This is a genomic window from Oceanobacillus sojae (assembly GCF_007991515.1).
Lineage (GTDB): Bacteria > Bacillota > Bacilli > Bacillales > Amphibacillaceae > Oceanobacillus > Oceanobacillus sojae.
In genome coordinates, this window is record NZ_BJYM01000008.1 from 76,849 (window position 1) to 96,852 (window position 20,004).

The window sequence follows — 20,004 nt, forward strand, 5'->3', positions numbered from 1 at the left end:
GTTATGTTCAGAATCTATTATAAATATACTAAAAGCTGAGTCAGGCATAATTCAGACTCAGCTTTTTAGTTTTAAATAAAATAACGGAAAGAAATTCAGCTGTTCAAGAACCTTAAATAAATGATTGCCTTGCTTTTCTTTGGTTTTTCCCATAAGATATTAATGATGTAAACATTGATATAGTGCGTTTAAGTCTAATCAGATAAAACTCTTTGGAACGACAATTTATAACAAGCATTTCAATTGAAATGTTTTCTAATTTATTGGAAGCGTGTATGTTCAGACTAGACGAAGAAACAAATTTTGCTCTATAGTGTATAAACAAGGTTAAAATTTCTTATATAGGTAGAACAAGGGTGGAAAAGAAACGTCATATAAGCACAGCTGCCTGAAGCTCCAAGCATTCAGCTGCTTACAGACTTCTAGTTTGTAACCAAATTGGTTTGCCGCTGAATTATTGCTTTGTGCTTTTTTTCTTTTATTAGAGTGTTATAGTTGCACAAGCACTTATACAAAAGTCTGTTTAATATTTACCTGTTTGCCAAGTGAGAACTAATGTTCTATGATGTATATAGAGGAAGTCTTGAAAGGAGAAGATGATTCGTGGAGAAAGAAAATCTATACTCTGATAGTTCTATCCAGGTACTGGAAGGGCTGGATGCAGTACGTAAACGGCCAGGAATGTATATTGGGAGTACCGACATTCGTGGATTACATCATCTTGTTTATGAAATTGTTGATAATGCTGTTGACGAAGCACTGGCTGGTCATGGCAATCAAATTATAGTAACCATACATAAAGATGACAGTATTTCTGTGGAGGATAAAGGCCGCGGGATGCCGATTGGGATGCATGCAACCGGAAAACCAACAACAGAGGTTATTTTCACTGTTCTACATGCAGGCGGAAAATTCGGTCAAGGCAGCTATAAAACAAGTGGAGGATTACATGGAGTAGGGGCTTCTGTTGTAAACGCCCTATCAGAATGGCTGACAGTAACAACTTATCGTGATGGCCGTAAATATGAACAGCGCTTTGAAGATGGCGGGAGGCCTGCAACCGGCTTAGAGGACAAAGGCCCTTCCAAAAAGAAAGGTTCTTGTATTCATTTTAAACCGGACCCGGCGATTTTTTCTACAACGGTATTTAATTTTGAAACCATTTCAGAGCGGTTAAGAGAATCTGCCTTTCTGCTTAAAGGGTTAAAAATTGAGCTGACAGATGAACATAATAATGAACACCAGGTTTATGAATATCCTGAAGGGCTGCGGTCTTTTGTAGAATGGCTAAATGAAGAAAAGGATGTTCTTCATCCAGTTGTTTCGTTTGAAGGAGAGCAATCGGAAATTGAAGTTGAATTTGCTTTTCAATTCAATGATGGATTTGCTGAAAACATGCTCTCATTTGTAAACCATGTGCGGACGCGTGATGGCGGTACACATGAATTTGGAGCAAGAGCGGCAATTACCCGGACTATGAATGATTATGCAAGAAGAGCTGGTTTATTAAAAGAAAAAGATAAGAATTTAGAAGGAACGGATATTCGGGAAGGATTGACAGCAATTATTTCCGTGCGTGTTCCAGAGAATAAATTACAATTTGAAGGACAGACAAAAGGAAAATTAGGAACCACAGAAGCTCGTTCTGCGGTTGATTCTGTCGTGTCTGAAAATCTGACTTACTTTTTGGAGGAAAATGTAGAAACTTCTACTGTGCTGATTAAGAAATCAATTCGCGCGAAAGAAGCAAGGGAAGCTGCGAGAAAAGCACGGGAAGAAGCCCGTACCGGTAAAAAGCGCAAAAGAAAAGATACCTTATTAAGCGGTAAATTAACACCGGCTCAATCGAAAAACCCTAAAAAGAATGAATTATACCTGGTAGAGGGAGATTCTGCCGGCGGGTCGGCAAAACAAGGCCGTGACCGTAAATTCCAGGCGGTACTTCCATTACGCGGTAAGGTTATTAATACGGAAAAGGCAAAGCTTGAGGATGTCTTTAAAAATGAAGAAATCTCAACGATTATTCATACAATCGGAGCGGGCGTCGGCGGAGATTTCAATATGGAAGATGTTCAATATGACAAAATTATTATTATGACCGATGCAGATACCGATGGAGCACATATCCAGGTGCTTCTGTTAACTTTCTTTTATCGATATATGCGTCCTTTAGTAGAGTCTGGAAAAGTGTTTATCGCACTTCCACCTCTGTTTAAGGTTTCTAAAGGTAAAGGAAAAAAAGAAAAAACGCTTTATGCATGGGATGAAAAAGAGCTGAAAAAAGCAGTCACTGAATTAAAAAATGGTTATGATATTCAACGGTATAAAGGTCTCGGTGAGATGAACGCTGATCAGTTATGGGAAACAACAATGAATCCAGAATCCCGTACACTTATTCGTGTGTCAATTGATGATATCGCCAGAGCGGAAAGAAGAGTAACCACCTTGATGGGAGATAAGGTAGAGCCGCGCCGTAAGTGGATTGAAGGTCATGTTAAATTTGGTTTGGAAGAAGACGGGACCATTTTAGAAAATGAAAATATTCATAAAGAAGATTAGTTCGGATTGTAAGGAGTGATTCCATTTGGATCAAACAGAGAAATATTTAGACCTTCCTTTAGAAGAAGTTATCGGAGATCGTTTTGGAAGATACAGTAAATATATCATTCAAGATCGTGCCCTTCCTGATGCAAGAGATGGATTGAAGCCTGTGCAGCGGCGTATACTTTATGCAATGCATGTTGAAAGAAATACACATGATAAGAATTTCAGAAAAGCTGCCAAAACTGTTGGAACAGTTATCGGTAACTATCATCCGCATGGAGATTCTTCTGTTTACGAAGCAATGGTACGCTTAAGCCAAAGCTGGAAAGTGCGTAATGGACTAATTGAAATGCATGGAAATAACGGCAGTATTGATGGGGATCCTCCTGCTGCAATGCGTTATACGGAAGCCAGGCTGTCTCCTATTGCTTCAGAGCTTCTTCGTGATATAGACAAAGAGACGGTTGAATACATTCCTAACTTTGATGAAACAACAAATGAACCAGTTGTTTTACCGGCAAAATTTCCAAACCTGTTAGTGAATGGATCAACTGGGATCTCTGCAGGGTATGCAACAGATATCCCTCCTCATAATTTGGGAGAAGTAATCGACGCAGTTATTATGCGGATTGATAAACCCGAAGCCGGTGTGGATAATTTGATGCAGGTACTGAAGGGTCCTGATTTCCCGACAGGTGGAATTATTCAAGGTATCGAAGGAATTAAGAAAGCATATGAGACTGGAAAAGGAAAAGTTATTGTCCGCGGTAAAGCAGTTATCGAGAGTTTAAAAGGGAATCGTGAACAAATTGTTATTACGGAAATCCCGTATGAAGTTAATAAAGCAACGATGGTCAAGAAAATGGATGAGCTTCGTATTGATAGGAAAGTAGAAGGAATTGCAGAAGTCCGTGATGATACAGACCGTACTGGATTACGTGTTGTTGTAGAGCTAAAAAAAGATGCAAACAGTGAAGGTATCTTAAACTTCTTATACAAAAATACGGATTTACAAATTGCCTACCATTTCAATATGGTTGCTATTAAAGATAAAACACCGAAGCTTTTATCATTACCGCAGCTTCTTGATGCATATATCAGTCATCAGCGTGAGGTTGTAACGAATCAAACACGATTTGATTTAAACAAGGCTAAAACCAGAGCACACATTGTTGAGGGATTGATTAAAGCTATTTCGATTTTAGATGAATTGATTGCAACCATTCGTGCGTCAAAAGACAAGACGGATGCCAAAAATCAAATCATGATAAAATACGGATTTACAGAACCGCAGGCCGAAGCTATTGTTACGCTTCAACTTTATAGATTGACAAATACGGATATTGTTCAATTAGAAGAAGAAGCACGCGAGCTAAATAAGCAAATGGAAATACTTTCTGAAATCCTGAATAGTGAGAAGAAATTACTCCAGACCATTAAGAGTGACTTAAGACAAATTAAGAAAAAATTTGCAGATGCACGGCGTACGCATATTGAAGACAAAGTAGAAGAATTAAAGATTAATATTGAGGTTACTGTCGCAAGTGAAGACGTGCTGGTTTCTGTCACCAGAGACGGGTATGTGAAGCGGACAAGTCTGCGTTCCTATGCAGCTTCTAATAATCAAGACTTACCGCTGAAAGATGATGATCATCCGATAAGTTTATTAGAGGTTAATACAACAGATGATTTATTAATCTTTACAAATAAGGGAAGATATATACTATGTGCTGTTCATGAACTGCCGGATATTCGCTGGAAGGATATGGGACAACACATTTCACATATTGTGCCATTAGAAAAAGAAGAGCATCTGATTAAAGTCATTCCTGTTCGTGATTTTAAAGAAGAGAAAGGATTTTTAGTGTTCTTTACTCGAAACGGTATGGTTAAACGAAGTGAATTTCAGCTTTACGAAGCACAGCGTCGGGGAAAAGCATTAATTGCATTAAATCTCAAGCAAAATGATGAACTTGTACAAGTAAGCCGTACAGATGGAAACAAAGACATCTTTATCACAACAAATAAAGGTTACGGTTTATGGTATGAAGAAGCTGAAGTATCCATTGTCGGTCAGAGAGCAGCAGGGGTGAAATCCATTGCTTTAAAAGATGATGATTATGTGGTGAATGGACAAGTATTTGATCAGGAAGTTCAAAAAGATTTATTTGTAATAACGCAGCGTGGAGCTTGTAAACGCATGAAACTAAAATCCTTTGAAAAAGCAAGTCGTGCCAAACGCGGGCTAATCATGCTTAAAGAATTAAAGCAAAAACCTCATCGGATTGTAGGATTTTTTATGGTGAGTAAACAAGAAACCATTTGTTATAGAACGAAAAATGGCGGAACACAGCAGGTATACCCACTTGAGCTGTCTATTGCCGACCGCTATAGTAACGGATCATTTATCGTCGATACGGATCAAGCCGGTGAAGTAATCGAGGTATACAAAGAGACAACCTATAAAAAGCCTTTTGAAGATATGGGCGATGAAATATAGAGAATCATATAAGCTCCTTAGCATGAAATAATAATGCTGAGGAGCTTTTTTATTATAAGAGTATGTTCAAAAAAGCACTCAAATGATAATCGGCGAATTTATTTTTCAAGCTTAAGAGAAGAATAAAAATATTTTACGTAGTCTATGATAAAAAACATTTTATCTTTTTGTTTGCCTAACTCTCACCTTTTGATAAAATAGAAATGGAAGCGCATTCAATTTGGGTCTATATCTTTTTAGAACTGCCTGTAAAACAAATTCAATTTCTCGAAGAAAAAGAAGAATATGAATGCGATATTTAAGTCAAGGGGGCGTGGGGATGAATTTTGATTTAACAAAAGAACAAAAGATGATTCAACGAATGGTTTCTGATTTTGCGGAAAAAACCATCCGGCCAAGAGCAATAGAAATCGATGTAAATGCAGCTTTTCCAGAAGACATCTTTCAAGAAATGGGAAAGCTTGGCTTATTAGGCATTCCTTTTCCTGAAAACTATGGAGGTTCTTCCGGTGATATGATTTCATATGCGATAGCCGTAGAGGAAATTGGGCGGCGTTGTGGCAGCACAGGACTAAGTTATGCAGCGGCAGTGTCTTTAGGAGCCAGTCCGATTTATTATTTTGGAACGGAAGAACAAAAACAAACGTTTTTAAAGCCGATTGCTGAAGGACATTCGCTTGGAGCGTTTGGATTAACAGAACCAAATGCCGGATCAGATTCTGGAGGCACAAGAACGATTGCTAAATTGGATGGCGATGCATATATTATTCAAGGAGAAAAATGTTTTATCACAAATGCCAGCTTCGCAGATTTCATTATCGTTACGGCAGTTACTAAAAAAGATGAAAACAATAAGAATCGAATTTCAGCCATTATTGTTCCAACAGATGCTGAGGGACTAACAATCCGCAGTAATTATGAAAAAATGGGAGTCCGCGGATCAGATACAGCAGAGGTCATTCTAGATAATGTCCGTGTCCCCAAAGAAAATTTACTTGGTACAGCGCATGAGGGGCATAAACAATTCTTAAAAACATTAGATGGCGGGAGAATTTCTATTGCTGCGTTAGCGGTTGGTATTTCACAGGCTGCTTTAGATCGTTCCTTACAATATGCCAAAGACCGGAAGCAGTTTGGAAAGTCCATTTCCAGTTTTCAGGCGATTCAATTTAAATTAGCTGACATGGCTATGGAGATTGAGCTTGCCCGTAATATGGTTTATAAAGCAGCATGGTTAAAGGATCAGGGCAGAAATTTTTCCAAAGAAGCGGCATATGCCAAATTATATGCATCAGAAATGGCCTTTCGTGCTGCAAACCAGGCGATTCAAATTCACGGGGGCTATGGTTATATGCGTGAATATGAGGTAGAGAGGTTATTAAGAGATGCTAAATTACTGGAAATTGGAGAAGGAACCTCAGAGATTCAGCGACTGGTTATTGCGAGGCTTCTAGGCTGCTAGAGAAGGAGGGAAGTCAATGATAAAAAAAGTATTAATTGCTAATCGAGGTGAAATAGCGAGGAGAATTATCCGTACTTGTAAACAATTGGGTATTCAAACAGTAGCTGTATATTCAGACGCTGATCAGAATGCACTATTTAAAAAAGATGCTGATGAAGCTTATCATATCGGTCCATCACAAGTACAACAAAGCTATCTTCAATTAGATTCCATCATTGAAGTTGCTAAACAGACAAATGCTGATGCGATCCACCCCGGTTATGGCTTCTTAAGTGAAAGCCCGGCATTTGCTGAACGCTGTCGAGAAGAAAATATCATTTTTATTGGTCCTGAAGCAGATATATTAAGGCTGATGGGGAGCAAGATTGAAGCCAGAAAAGCGATGATAGAAGCTGGTGTACCAGTAATTCCTGGTACAGATCGTGCTGTAGGATCTGCAGAAGAAGCTCTTCGGTTTGCTGAGAAAATCGGCTATCCGGTTATGTTGAAAGCATCAGCTGGCGGTGGCGGCATCGGAATGGAGATAGCGCATTCAGCCGATGGGCTGAAAAAAGCTTTTGAAAACAACTCCAAGCGGGCTGCGTCTTTCTTTGGAGATGGCGCGATGTTTTTAGAAAAGCACATACAAAATAGCAGACATATTGAAGTGCAGATATTAGCAGATCAACATAATCATACAATTTATTTATTTGAACGGGAATGCTCGATACAGCGCCGGAACCAAAAGGTATTAGAGGAGGCTCCTTCTCCATCCATTTCTGAACAGCTTCGCGAACAGTTAGGAAGAACAGCAGTTATCGCAGCTGAAGCAATTCATTATTCCAATGCAGGAACAATTGAATTCCTAGTTGATGAATCAGGTAAATTTTACTTTTTAGAAATGAATACACGTATTCAGGTGGAGCATCCAGTTACAGAGGAAATTACTGGTGTTGATATTGTGAAGGAACAAATCAATATTGCTAATAATCAAGTACTCTCTTTTAAACAAGAAGAGATAGCAATAAAAGGGCATGCAATTGAAGTCAGGATTTACGCAGAGGACCCCATTCGTTTCTTTCCATCACCGGGTAAAATTACAGCGCTTGAACTGCCTGAAGGAAAAGATGTCCGCAATGAATGTGCAGTTACTTCTGGAGATACGGTAACACCTTTTTATGACCCGATGATTGCGAAATTGATTGTCTATGGAGAAAATCGGTCAGAGGCAATAGATAAGCTGGAAGAGGCACTGCGTCAATTTAATATTGAAGGGATTAAAACGAACATACTAATGCTTCAGGAAATTATAACATATGAAGCATTTCTGAAAGGAAATACACAAACATCCTTTTTAAGCAAATATTATCAACCAAACTCAGGGGGTAAATAACATGGAAATTAAAGCATCGATGGCAGGAAATGTGTGGAAAATTACAGTTCAGCAGGGTGAAGCAGTAGAAGAAGGACAGGATGTTGTTATTCTGGAATCTATGAAAATGGAAATTCCGATTGCTTCTGAGGAAAAGGGAGTTCTGAAGGAATGGAAGGTGCAGGAAGGAGATTTCGTTAATGAGGGAGATACAATAGCGATTGTTGAATAATTTAGTCTGGAGTGTATGCCTATGCAATTTGTAAACTATGAGACGGTTGATGAGAATATAGTTGTTGTCACATTAAATCGGCCAGAAGCTGCAAATGCTTTATCTTTAGCTTTATTAACAGAGTTAGAGAAATGTATTCAAAAAATCAAAGCCTCAGGAAAAATTCGTTGTGTAATTATAACTGGAAGCGGGGAGAAGGCTTTCTGTGCCGGAGCTGACTTGAAAGAACGAAAGATAATGAATGAGGAAGAGGTTGTTGCTGCAGTACAAAAAATTGGAAGTGTCTGCGATTCCATAGAAAAGATAGATGTACCAGTTATTGCTGCAATCAATGGTGTCTCCTTTGGAGGCGGGCTGGAACTTGCTTTGGCCTGTGATTTGAGAATCGCTGCCAACCATGTAAAGCTGGGATTAACGGAGACATCTTTAGCAATTATACCGGGAGCTGGAGGAACACAGCGGCTGCCTAGATTAATAGGAATAGGGCAGGCAAAGCTGCTTATCTATACTGCCAAAATTATCTCAGCGGATGATGCTTTAGCAATCGGACTGATTGAGCGGTCAGTCGCTGCTTCCTTTTTACAGGATGAAGCAATCAGTATCGCCCGGAAAATAACAAATAATGGTCCAATCGCTGTGAAACAGGCTAAAAAAGCTATTAACCAGGGAGTTAATCTTCCGCTGGATAAAGCAATTCAACTGGAGCATGAATCTTACTTAAAGGTTATACCAACGAAAGATAGAAAAGAGGGGCTGCTGGCGTTTCAAGAAAAAAGAAAGCCCGATTATCACGGAAACTAAAGCTGGAAGGAGTATGCTTATATGAGTATGGAGAAGGAACTGGAGCAGCGTATTGAAAAAATACAAAAAGGGGGGAAACAAAAATATCATGACAGTAATGCTGAAAAGGGCAAGCTTTTCGCAAGAGAAAGAATTAATCTTCTTTTTGATTCTCATGAGATACTTGAGGATGGCTTATTTGCAAATGCGTTGGCTGAAGATTTACCGGCGGATGGTGTGATTACTGTCACAGGAAAAATTAACGGACAGACAGTTTGTGCAATGGCGAATGATTCTACTGTCAAAGCTGGAAGCTGGGGTCAGCGGACTGTAGAGAAAATTTTGCGTATTCAGGAAACGGCAGAACGGCTGGAAGTGCCGATGATTTATCTGGTTGACTCTGCAGGTGCAAGGATTACCGATCAAATAGATATGTTCCCGGGAAGAAGGGGAGCTGGACGCATTTTTTATAATCAAATTAAGCTGTCTGGAAGGGTTCCTCAAGTTTGCATATTATTCGGTCCATCAGCAGCTGGCGGAGCATATATTCCTGCTTTTTGCGATATTGTTATCATGGTTGATGGAAACGCGTCCATGTATTTAGGTTCTCCAAGAATGGCTGAGAAGGTTATTGGTGAAAAGGTTTCCTTAGAGGAAATGGGCGGAGCAAAGATGCATTGCACAACCTCAGGAGTAGGCGATGTATTAGTAGATACAGAGGAGGAAGCTATTCAATTTACACAGAAGTACTTAACCTATTTTCCGGCTAATTTTCGGGAAAAACCAAAACAAATTGCCCCTGTAGAGCCAAAGACATTTGATAAGCCTATCAGTGAAATTATCCCGGAAAATCAAAATGCAGCTTTTAATATGTACGATCTGATTGACCGTACAATTGATGAAGGCAGTTTTTGTGAGATAAAAAAACGGTTTGCTCCGGAATTAATCACAGGGCTGGCACGTATTGATGGCCGTAGTATAGGGATTATTGCAAATCAGCCTCGTGTAAAAGGAGGCGTCCTTTTTACAGATTCAGCAGATAAAGCAGCAAAGTTTATCCAACTATGTGATGCGTTTGAGATTCCGCTGCTGTTCTTAACAGATGTACCAGGATTTATGATTGGAACAAGAGTGGAGAAGCAAGGGATTATCCGTCATGGAGCAAAAATGCTGTTTGCAATGAGTGAAGTAACAGTTCCTAAAATATCCGTTATTGTCCGAAAAGCATATGGGGCAGGTCTATATGCAATGTCAGGTCCTGCTTTTGATCCGGATTGCTGCTTGGCCTTCCCAAATGCACAGATTGCTGTCATGGGGCCGGAAGCGGCAGTGAACGCAGTAGAAGCAAATAAAATCGCCAAGCTTCCGGAGGAGGAGAGAGCAGCTTATATTCAGGAAAAGCAGGCTGCTTATAAAGAGAATATTGATATTTACCGGTTAGCCTCGGAGATGATTATTGATGATATAATTAACCCCGATCAGCTTCGCCAAGCATTGATAAGTCGTTTTTCCGTTTATCAGAATAAGAACAAACAATTTACGGAAAGAAAGCATGGAGTTTATCCAGTGTAAAGCTATTTTTGAAACGCTCAGGTTGATTGAATCCTGGGCGTTTTAACATAAATAGATAAATACAGTAAACCAGATATATAATTTTAGAAATTGAGAATGGTCTGCTTCGATTTAGCCAAATTTCATTGATCAGAATATTTGATAAATATAAAAGTATTCTTGTTTATCTAAATTATCTGATATACAATGGAGAGAAACGTTAAATGGAAAGGGGTGAGGTTGATGTCAGCTAATTCAATAAGTTTAGTTTGTCCATCCTTGCTCATGGCTTATGGTTGATAAATATTAATGGCCGGCCCTTTGGATGGATTAGATTAAGGGCTTCCATCATAAAAGATTTTTTCATAAACCATCTTTTAAAATAAAAAGGAGAGCTGAAGCATATAATTTTAGCTCTCCTTTTTGCCCTGCAGCTTATTGAATATTTTATCAATATTCAAAAGAGGGGAAGTTATATTTATGATGAAATTAAGTACGATGAAAAAAGTAATGAATACTGTTAACAGTGAATGGAGAAGCCCATTGGGAGAAGAAATTTTGGAACGGTGGGGCTATGATAAATGCTCTGCAACTATTTTACGAGCAAGCGCAAATTTTATTTTTGAATTTTATAAAGAAGGAAAACAATTGTTCTTGAGATTTAATGATTCATCAGAACGGGATTATTCGTCGATTGAAGCTGAACTGAACATTGTAAAGTATTTGGGGAATAGGGCACTAAACGTTGCTCAACCAATAACATCATTAAATGGAAATGATATAGAAGTCATAGAAACGAAGCTGGGAACTTTTTATGCAGTCGTATTTGAAGCTCTGGAAGGTAAGCATCTCAATATGGAAGAAATTTCAGATCAACAGGCTTATATCTGGGGGAAATCGTTAGGTAATCTACACGCAAACCTTAAGCAGCTGCCAGAAGAATATCGAGTTAATCGTCCAAGCTGGAAGGACCTTTTACTAGAAGCGAAAGAAGCACTTCCTAAAAAAGAATTGGCAGCTCATAAAGAATTTGAAAGACTATTAATCTGGGCGGATGAGTTAAGCCTATCGAAAGAAAACTTTGGAATCATTCACTATGACTTTGAACTGGATAATGTGATTTTTGATAATAACACAATTGGAATGCTTGATTTTGATGATTCTTCTCTCCATTGGTTTGCAGCTGATATTGTCTATGCATGGAGAGATGTGGGAGATTTTAATGTTAAAAATCCGATGATAACAACATTTATCGATGGATATAAAACCGAAACTAATTTAGATATGGAAATACTTCGTGCATTTTCAGGCTTTGAAAGGTTACACAAATTAATCTCCCTGGCAAAATTGATAAGAGCTGTAGATATTGATGCAGCTGAAGATCATCCTGAATGGCTGATAAACCTTCGATTAAAGTTGTCTGGTATAATAGAAAAATACCGTCTTTCCATTGAAAAGCTAAATAAATAGTAAAAAGGCGGTGCATGTTCCTGATGTATCGCCTTTATTTACGATGCAGGTATTGACTAAATGAAAGGAAACGGGAACATGTTTGTAGAAAAAAATAATAGTTTTGGTAGAGTCAATGTTATTTCATTCCATGCAGCAACGAATTTAATTAACCATAATTTTATTATGTAAACTAAAATATTTAAATCCCTAGAAATCGATACCAATATTCCGTATAATAAAGATATTATGTCAAAAGAAGGGGAAAACAATAAAGCAGCTAGCAGGTATGAATAAGTTGACAAAAAGGGGTAAAGGCTTGTGATCACGTATATGGAAAAAAGGGTAACAGAACAGCAAATTACATCTCTCTATCAGGAAATGAAAAATAGGGGAGATAAAATTAATGCAGATAAGATGCTTGATATACTGGAAAAATACTTTAATCAGGAATTTATTATTACATTGACAGGGCATTTTTCTGCTGGAAAGTCTTCATTAATAAATCATTTATTAGGGCAGGAGATTTTAGCGAACAGTCCCATCCCTACCAGTGCAAATATTGTTAAGATCTCATCTGGGGAAGGCACTGTCAATGTTTTTTTTCATAATGGTGAAGTGATTGAATACCATGAACCATATGATTTAGATCAGATTAAAAAGTTCTCAAAAAATAAAAATCAAATAAAAAAAATGCATATCAGTACCGGCGAGGATATTTTACCGCCTCATACAGCTATTTTAGACACGCCGGGAATTGATGCCGCAGACGATATTGACAGAATGCTTACAGAAGCATCTCTTCACTTATCAGATTATCTTATTTATGTAACCGATTATAATCATGTTCAATCTGAAGTGAATCTATTATTTCTTCAGGCAATGCAGGAAAATGGCCTTCCATTCATGTTTGTTATCAATCAGATAGATAAGCATAATGAAACGGAATTGCCCTTTGTCGAATTTGATAAAAAAATTAAACAAACGTTTGATCAATGGAATCTGCATCCTTCTTCCATTTTCTACACATCCCTTAAAAGTCCGGAAGCACCGCATAATGAGTGGCCAGAGCTGAAAGACACCGTATTTCAAATGCTCAGGTCTAAAGATGAATACACAACAATGGATGCAAGTATTCGACAAATTGTGAAAGATCATAAAGAAAAAGTTCATCGGGAAATGTCGAATCAAAAAGCTTTTTTAGATGAAGTCGAGGAAGTGGCATTGACAGAGCAGATAGACACATTAACGAAAAAGATTGAAGACCTGCAGCAGTATCCGGAAAATATAGCAGATGGGTTCTTAAATGAGGTAGATCAAACTGCGAAAAATGCGTATCTGATGCCCGCAGATTTAAGAGAGCTTGCAAAGGCTTATTTAGAATCTGTACAGCCTGACTTTAAGGTTGGCGGCTTACTTACAAGCAGTAAAAAAACGAAGGAAGCAAAAATAGAGCGGAAGCAAGCCTTTATGAATGCTTTAGAAAAGAATGTTGAGACCACATTAAAATGGAAGCTCCGTGATAAGTGGTATGAGCAAATTGAATTGAATCAACTGGATTCCTCTTATCAGGAAAAAGGCATCTCCTTCCTGGAATGGTCTTTAAGTGAAGAGCTGCTGGAAAGCAGTTTGCGTAAAGGCGCAAGTATAAATGGAGATTATGTTTTAAATTATACGAATGATATTGCTGCCAGTTTAAAGACGCATTTCAAAAAACAAATGAGACAGCTGGCAAAAGAAGTAAGAACGGAGCTTGAAGAAAAGAATAAGAAACAGCTGCAGGAAATGACGCAACAATTGGAGGAGCTGCAGGCTGCAGAGGTGGATCAGCAAGCTAATTATGCACTTGAAAGTGAGGAAGCAGCTTATTTCAACCATTTAGATGAGCAGCAGGAAAATCCTGATGTGTTACCGGAAGTCATTACAGAGATGAAGGAAGAGCTCCAAGCGCGAAAAGTAATTCCCAGACAGGGAACAGAGACTATGGAAATACTTGATGAGGAGGTATATGCTGATGCAGATGAAGTACAGGAAGAAATAAAGAACGAGTCACCTGCAGCAACAGACCAGCATGTTGTCTGTGATATAGATAATGTCTTACAAGCAATTCATTTACCCGGGTTTGAAAGCTACCAGCAGGATCTAAAGAAACGAAAAATATCCTTAACAGAACGCTCTTATACCATTGCTTTGTTTGGTGCATTTAGTGCCGGGAAATCATCCTTTGCTAATGCTATTCTTGGAGAACATGTCCTTCCGGTATCACCGAATCCGACAACAGCTGCAGTTAACCGGATTCGTCCAGTTACAAATGAAAATCGGCATCGGGATGTAATTGTCACCTTTAAATCAGAAAAAATGCTGGTAGATGATATAATGACACTGGCAAAGGTATGTGAACCGCCAAATGCTTCCCTGGAGGAGCTGATTACATGGCTGAAAACAAAGAATGTGTTAACGGATTCGCGTTTGCCAAAAATGTATCAGGCTTATTTAAATGCGATGCTTGAAGGCTATGAAGAGGTCCGATCTGTCATTGGCTCTGCCAAGAAAATCACCTTTGATAATTTTGGATCCTACGTGACAGATGAAGAAAAAGCGTGTTATATTGCATCGATGGATCTTTTTTATGATTGTGAAGTAACGAAGCAGGGAATTACACTTGTTGATACGCCGGGTGCAGATTCGATTAATGCCAGACATACGAATGTATCCTTTGAATATATTAAGCATGCAGATGCTATTTTATATGTTACCTACTATAATCATGCACTCTCCCGTGCAGATAAAGATTTTCTGATGCAGCTGGGACGTGTAAAGGATGTATTTGAGCTTGATAAAATGTTTTTTATTGTCAATGCTGCAGATCTTGCCAGTGATCAGCAAGAATTAGATATGGTAACTATGTACGTTAAAGAGCAATTAGCACAATTAGGAATTCGTTTTCCGCGTCTTTATCCTGTATCGAGTAAGATATCTTTAGCAGAAAAAATAGAACAAAAAACACTGAATGAACAGATGCGGTCATTTGAATCCCGTTTCTATGATTTTATTCATCATGATTTAACTGCGCTTGCAAAAAGAGCAGCAATCAGCGATATCGAACGGTCAGGTGAAGCATTAGAACAATTTATTCAATCGTTAAAATTGGACCAGTCTGCAAAAACAAAGCGGAAAAAAGTGCTGCAAAACGCTTATCAGCAAATCGCTCAAACAGTAGAAAATTTAGATCTAGACTCAACTAAAAATAGATGGCATCAAAAATTAGAAAAACAAGCCTTTTTTCTAAATCAGCGCTTTGCGATCCGCTTTCATGATCTATTTAAAGAAATTTATAATCCAACAACGATTACGGAGTCAGGCAGAGCTGGCCGGCAGCAGCTGATCAAGCAGTTTGAACAGCTGGTCACTTATATGGAATCGGAGCTGCATCAAGAGCTGTTAGCTGTCTCTTTACGGGTTGAGCAGCTCTTAAAAGGTTTGTTAAAAACCAATCAGCTTGAAATGATAGAAAAAGCTAAAAGATTCGACCCTGTTTTTTCAATATCAGAGTGGGATATCTCCGGCTTTGATACACCTGATTTAACGATTAAGCTATCGGTTCAAAAGCATAGCGAGCTTCAGAAATTATTTGGTAAATTTAAAGATACAAAAACGTTCTTTGTACAAAATCAAAAGGAAGAGATAAAGGAGCAGCTATACGCAATCATAGAGTCAGACGTCCAGGATTTTGTAGAAGAAGGTGCTAAATTAATCGAGTCGTCCTATCAGGAACAGTGGAATAATCGGATTCATCAAGAAAAGTCAGTCCTTCTACAAGAAGCGGATATACTTTATCAGCAATTTATTGACCGTTTATTTGTGGAAGTGGATATGGATGATCTGACAGATAGAAAAGAACAAATGGATCTAATTTTAGATCGATACTAAAGAGGGAGGAAATGAAGCATGACAGCAAATAAAGTTTTATTAGTAGACGGGATGGCACTCCTGTTCCGGGGATTTTTTGCAACATCTTTCCGGGGGAATTTTATGTATAATTCAAAAGGAGTTCCGACTAATGGTGTTTACCAATTTTTACGCTATTTAACAGATGCCATTCAAACTTTCGGACCATCCCATGTTGTCTGCTGCTGGGATATGGGAAGCAAAACATTTCGGACAGAGATGTATGATGGGTATAAAGCAAATCGGGATGCACCGCCTGTGGAATTAATTCCACAGTTTGATTTGGTAAAAGAAATTGTACAATCTTTTGATATTCCTAATATAGGGTTAGAAAATTTTGAAGCGGATGATTGCATGGGTACACTTGCAAATATATATAATCCGGAAAATGAAGTGTTTATTCTTTCTGGTGATCAAGACTTGCTTCAATTAGTAAAAGAAAATATCCGTGTTATTATTATGCGGAAAGGCCAGGGGAATTATGAGGTCTTTGATAAGGATAATTTCTATGAGAAAAAGGCTCTTTCTCCAGCACAAATCATTGATTTAAAAGGATTGATGGGAGACTCCTCGGATAATTATCCTGGAGTAAAAGGAATTGGAGAAAAAACAGCCTTAAAATTGCTGCAGGAATTTGAAACCATCGATGGTTTAGTAGAGAATATTGAAAGGCTCCCAAAAGGAATACAAAGTAAATTACAAGCCGATATGGATATGCTTTATTTATCACGGCAATTAGCGGAAATAAAATGTGATGTTCCAATTAGCTGTGATTTAGAAGGTTCCAGATGGGATTTTAAAGAAGATAAAGTGATAACCGAATTAGATAAACTTGAATGGAAGCATCTGGATCGTTTACTTGCTCCATTAAAAAATAAACCATCTGTATCATTTTAAATTAATTAATTCTTTGGTGAGGGGGGTATGCTTTATACCGGGCGTAGGTATAGAACATACCCCCCTCCTTTCATTTTATGTTGAAGGATATCAGACCTAGGTGGAGATTATTTATACTTATAGAAGTGAAAAAGGATGAAAACCTCTGTGTTCTTTATAGAGAATGAAAGGGTTCGGGTGATATAAGTTATTCTTATTGTATAAATTTAACATATGGAAATAATGTTGAAATTTGGTATATACACTTTCAGTGGCTATAATGGAAGATGAGATATTGTTAGGATGAATGGGGGAATATAATGTATTTTGAATCGAAAAAAGATACCTGGATGGTGGTTATTCTTTGGGCTGTTGTGCTTAGTGGTGTGTTTATTCCATTACTGAAAGGCCAGATAATTAATTTAATCATTATGCTAATACTATGCAGTATATTGCTTTGGTTTTGGTTCCGTACAGGGTATAAGATTGATAAAGACCGTTTAATTGTCTATTATGGGCCGATTCGTCAAACGATTTATATAGAAAATATGGAGTTAATTCTCCTGGCGAAGATGCCGATTATTGCCCCGGCGCTATCTCTAGATCGTATACAAATCCGAAGCGGAAAATATGATTTAATTGCAATCTCACCGAAGGATAAATTTACCTTTGTAGAAGAACTGATGAAGATAAATCCAGATATTTCAGTAGATAAGCGTTTATTAAAAGAATAGAAGGAGGCGGCAATTATGAGAGTTGTAGATAATATTACAGAATTAGTAGGAGAGACACCCATGGTTGAGCTAAATAAACTGCAGCCAGAAAATGCAGCAAAAATTTATGTGAAGCTGGAAATGTTTAATCCGAGCGGAAGTGTAAAAGACCGGGCTGCAACTCATATGATTCATATTGCAGAGCAGGAGGGACTTATAAAACCGGGAGATACAATTATTGAACCGACAAGCGGAAACACAGGAATAGGATTGGCAATGGCAGCTTCTGCAAAGGGTTATCAGGCAATTCTTGTGATGCCCGATAATAGTACAGAAGAGAGAAGAAATCTTTTGAAAGCATATGGTGCAAAGGTAGTTTTAACACCAAGTAATGAAAAAATGCCGGGCGCCATAAAAAAAGCACTGGAATTGCAGGTGGAAATACCAAACAGTTTTATTCCCCAGCAATTTAAAAATATTTCGAACCCTGATGCTCATCGTAAAACAACTGCACTGGAAATTTTAAAGGATATGAATAATCAATTAGATGCCTTTGTCTGTACTGCCGGTACAGGGGGAACAGTAACAGGTACGGGAGAATCGCTAAAAAAATTTATTCCGGATTTACATATTACTGTTGTTGAACCAAAAGGCTCTCCAGTCTTATCAGGGGGAGAACCTGGTCCGCATAAGTTAGTAGGAACAAGTCCAGGCTTCGTACCTGAGATTTTAAATACCTCCATTTATGATGAAATCATGCAAATCAATGATGATCAGGCATTGAATTTATTGCAGGAGCTTGCCCAAAAAGAAGGGTTATTTATCGGACCGTCCGGGGCTGCAGCCATTTACGCAGCCAGAGAGGTCGCCAAGCGTCTGAAGCCTTCACAAAAGATAGTTTGTATCGCGCCTGATACTGGAGAAAGATACTTGTCTATGGACTTTCTGCAAGAGAATTAATAATCAAGCAGGCGAATCACCTATTTTTTTATTTTGCATAGTTTACCAGTAAAGAAGTTGAACAATATTGGGCTTCTGCATCTTGGTGCGGTCGCTATAAAGCTTTTCTTACTCCATAAAAATCTCTATTTTTCATTTGTTTTTCTTGCGTATTCCTGCTATAATACAAACAAATTCATTATTCATAGATGAACGATAGAGGTGCAAAGACCATCAGTAAATATGCAGAGGCAGAATAGGCTGGCGATGAAGCATATGGAAAGGGGAATTTGCCGAAGTATAATAAGCCGTATTCTTATTGTACTGGTACTGGGATTGAATAAATCCGGTGCTGTCATATAGGAAACTATGTGGAGGGCTATCAGCTGAGAGGACATTCAAATGTTTGTGCAGCAGCGGTCTCCGTTGGTGCTTTTTATTTTGTGGAAATAATGGAAGTAATGAATAATGATAAGAGAATCAAATAAATTCAGAAGCAGAAGGACAGAAAATAAAACTTTTTCTGCTTGTCTTTATTATTTTCCATCCTCTAGTTTTTTTAGTACTTTACTTAGGCGCTGTCCGTCTATTTTCATCAAGTGATGTTGATATTATACAAAGGGTGTGTTGTTATGAATTTTGGAAAAGTGGTCACGGCGATGGTAACGCCATTTAACGAAGAAAAAGAAATTGATTATAATGCATTAGATAACCTGATTGAATACCTTATTGATAATGGTTCAGATGGATTGGTAGTAGCAGGAACAACGGGCGAATCACCAACCTTGTCAAATGAAGAAAAGCTGGCATTATTTTCTCATACGGTACAAAAAGTAAATGGAAGGGTTTCAGTGATTGCAGGCACAGGCTCCAATCAGACAAAAGGCTCTATTGAGCTGTCACAAGCTGCTGAAAAAACAGGTGTTGATGCAATTATGCTCGTAACGCCTTATTATAATAAACCTTCTCAGGATGGTCTGTATGAGCATTTTAAAACAGTGGCAAACGCGGTTCAATTGCCAGTAATGCTATACAATGTACCTGGCAGAACTTCTGTAGATTTGGCAGCTGAAACAGCTATTCGTTTATCTGCAGTTGATAATATTGTGGCAATTAAAGATGCGAGTGGTGATATGGATAAACTGACAGAGATGGTGGCACAGACGGATGCAAGTTTTTCTGTATACAGCGGAGAAGATGCGATAACATTACCATCCCTTGCAGTCGGAGCCATAGGCATTGTTTCCGTTTCTGGACATATTATCGGTAATGAGATGCAAGAGATGATTGCGGCATATGAACAGGGAGCTGTGAAAAAAGCTGCTGCTATTCACCAGCGAATCCTGCCGGTAATGCAGGAAATGTTTGCAGCACCCAGCCCTGCACCCGTCAAAGCAGCATTAAATCGAATTGGCGTACATGTAGGAGGCGTCCGTTTGCCCTTGCTCCCATTAAATGATGAACAGCTGCAATCCTTAAATCATAAACTGGATTTATTTGAGAAAGTAAAATAAATATTTTTGTTGAACCCTCTCTAAAACGTTTTAGAGAGGATATTTTCAATTTTTTTCCATTTAAGTAACAGCTGACTATTTACTATAATTCTAAAAAAATACTCCACAATACCTGCGAAATTATTAACTTTAAATGGTAAAATAT

Annotated in this window: 13 protein-coding genes and 1 riboswitch; all 13 genes read left to right on the forward strand. The window is 38.2% G+C overall.

Annotated features, from left to right (window positions below; all coding sequences use genetic code 11):
• The first annotated feature begins 603 nt into the window (after positions 1 to 603).
• The 13 genes from parE (at position 604) to dapA (ending at position 19,859) form a co-directional block, all read left to right on the forward strand.
• Positions 604 to 2,559, forward strand: a complete 1,956-nt coding sequence (parE, locus tag OSO01_RS10725) for a DNA topoisomerase IV subunit B (protein WP_147210429.1) — start codon at positions 604 to 606, stop codon at positions 2,557 to 2,559.
• A 25-nt stretch (positions 2,560 to 2,584) separates the two neighbouring features.
• Positions 2,585 to 5,044, forward strand: coding sequence for a DNA topoisomerase IV subunit A (gene parC, locus OSO01_RS10730; protein ID WP_147210430.1), 2,460 nt, complete (start codon positions 2,585 to 2,587; stop codon positions 5,042 to 5,044).
• A 319-nt stretch (positions 5,045 to 5,363) separates the two neighbouring features.
• Positions 5,364 to 6,506, forward strand: a complete 1,143-nt coding sequence (locus tag OSO01_RS10735; RefSeq protein ID WP_147210431.1) for an acyl-CoA dehydrogenase family protein — start codon at positions 5,364 to 5,366, stop codon at positions 6,504 to 6,506.
• Positions 6,507 to 6,522: 16 nt separating this feature from the next.
• A complete protein-coding gene (locus OSO01_RS10740; protein ID WP_147210432.1) occupies positions 6,523 to 7,878 on the forward strand; it encodes an acetyl-CoA carboxylase biotin carboxylase subunit in 1,356 nt (451 codons plus the stop codon).
• Position 7,879: 1 nt separating this feature from the next.
• Entirely contained in the window at positions 7,880 to 8,089 is a 210-nt protein-coding gene (locus OSO01_RS10745) for an acetyl-CoA carboxylase biotin carboxyl carrier protein subunit (protein WP_147210433.1), read from the forward strand.
• 21 nt (positions 8,090 to 8,110) lie between these two features.
• A complete protein-coding gene (locus tag OSO01_RS10750; protein WP_186813631.1) occupies positions 8,111 to 8,890 on the forward strand; it encodes an enoyl-CoA hydratase in 780 nt (259 codons plus the stop codon).
• 21 nt (positions 8,891 to 8,911) lie between these two features.
• Positions 8,912 to 10,441, forward strand: a complete 1,530-nt coding sequence (locus tag OSO01_RS10755) for an acyl-CoA carboxylase subunit beta (protein ID WP_147210435.1) — start codon at positions 8,912 to 8,914, stop codon at positions 10,439 to 10,441.
• A 459-nt stretch (positions 10,442 to 10,900) separates the two neighbouring features.
• Positions 10,901 to 11,890, forward strand: coding sequence for a phosphotransferase enzyme family protein (locus OSO01_RS10760; RefSeq protein ID WP_147210436.1), 990 nt, complete (start codon positions 10,901 to 10,903; stop codon positions 11,888 to 11,890).
• Positions 11,891 to 12,190: 300 nt separating this feature from the next.
• On the forward strand, positions 12,191 to 15,799 hold the full coding sequence (locus OSO01_RS10765; protein ID WP_246145125.1) for a dynamin family protein: 3,609 nt from the start codon (positions 12,191 to 12,193) through the stop codon (positions 15,797 to 15,799).
• A gap of 18 nt (positions 15,800 to 15,817) precedes the next feature.
• Positions 15,818 to 16,714, forward strand: a complete 897-nt coding sequence (locus tag OSO01_RS10770) for a 5'-3' exonuclease (RefSeq protein WP_147210437.1) — start codon at positions 15,818 to 15,820, stop codon at positions 16,712 to 16,714.
• A 299-nt stretch (positions 16,715 to 17,013) separates the two neighbouring features.
• Complete coding sequence (locus OSO01_RS10775; RefSeq protein ID WP_147210438.1) at positions 17,014 to 17,427, forward strand: PH domain-containing protein; 414 nt, start codon at positions 17,014 to 17,016, stop codon at positions 17,425 to 17,427.
• Positions 17,428 to 17,442: 15 nt separating this feature from the next.
• A complete protein-coding gene (gene cysK, locus OSO01_RS10780; protein ID WP_147210439.1) occupies positions 17,443 to 18,366 on the forward strand; it encodes a cysteine synthase A in 924 nt (307 codons plus the stop codon).
• A 188-nt stretch (positions 18,367 to 18,554) separates the two neighbouring features.
• Positions 18,555 to 18,735, forward strand: a riboswitch (Lysine riboswitch).
• Between the two features lie 242 nt (positions 18,736 to 18,977).
• Positions 18,978 to 19,859 carry a 4-hydroxy-tetrahydrodipicolinate synthase gene (gene dapA, locus OSO01_RS10785; RefSeq protein WP_147210440.1) on the forward strand — a complete coding sequence of 294 codons (882 nt, stop codon included), beginning with the start codon at positions 18,978 to 18,980 and terminating at the stop codon, positions 19,857 to 19,859.
• Positions 19,860 to 20,004 lie beyond the last annotated feature (145 nt).

Bases quoted from the DNA above. Each gene is read 5' to 3' on its own strand.
- OSO01_RS10735 (WP_147210431.1), top strand. From the start codon at position 5,364: ATGAATTTTGATTTAACAAAAGAACAAAAGATGATTCAACGAATGGTT.
- OSO01_RS10740 (WP_147210432.1), top strand. From the start codon at position 6,523: ATGATAAAAAAAGTATTAATTGCTAATCGAGGTGAAATAGCGAGGAGA.
- OSO01_RS10745 (WP_147210433.1), top strand. From the start codon at position 7,880: ATGGAAATTAAAGCATCGATGGCAGGAAATGTGTGGAAAATTACAGTT.
- OSO01_RS10750 (WP_186813631.1), top strand. From the start codon at position 8,111: ATGCAATTTGTAAACTATGAGACGGTTGATGAGAATATAGTTGTTGTC.
- OSO01_RS10755 (WP_147210435.1), top strand. From the start codon at position 8,912: ATGAGTATGGAGAAGGAACTGGAGCAGCGTATTGAAAAAATACAAAAA.
- OSO01_RS10760 (WP_147210436.1), top strand. From the start codon at position 10,901: ATGATGAAATTAAGTACGATGAAAAAAGTAATGAATACTGTTAACAGT.
- OSO01_RS10770 (WP_147210437.1), top strand. From the start codon at position 15,818: ATGACAGCAAATAAAGTTTTATTAGTAGACGGGATGGCACTCCTGTTC.
- OSO01_RS10775 (WP_147210438.1), top strand. From the start codon at position 17,014: ATGTATTTTGAATCGAAAAAAGATACCTGGATGGTGGTTATTCTTTGG.
- cysK (WP_147210439.1), top strand. From the start codon at position 17,443: ATGAGAGTTGTAGATAATATTACAGAATTAGTAGGAGAGACACCCATG.
- dapA (WP_147210440.1), top strand. From the start codon at position 18,978: ATGAATTTTGGAAAAGTGGTCACGGCGATGGTAACGCCATTTAACGAA.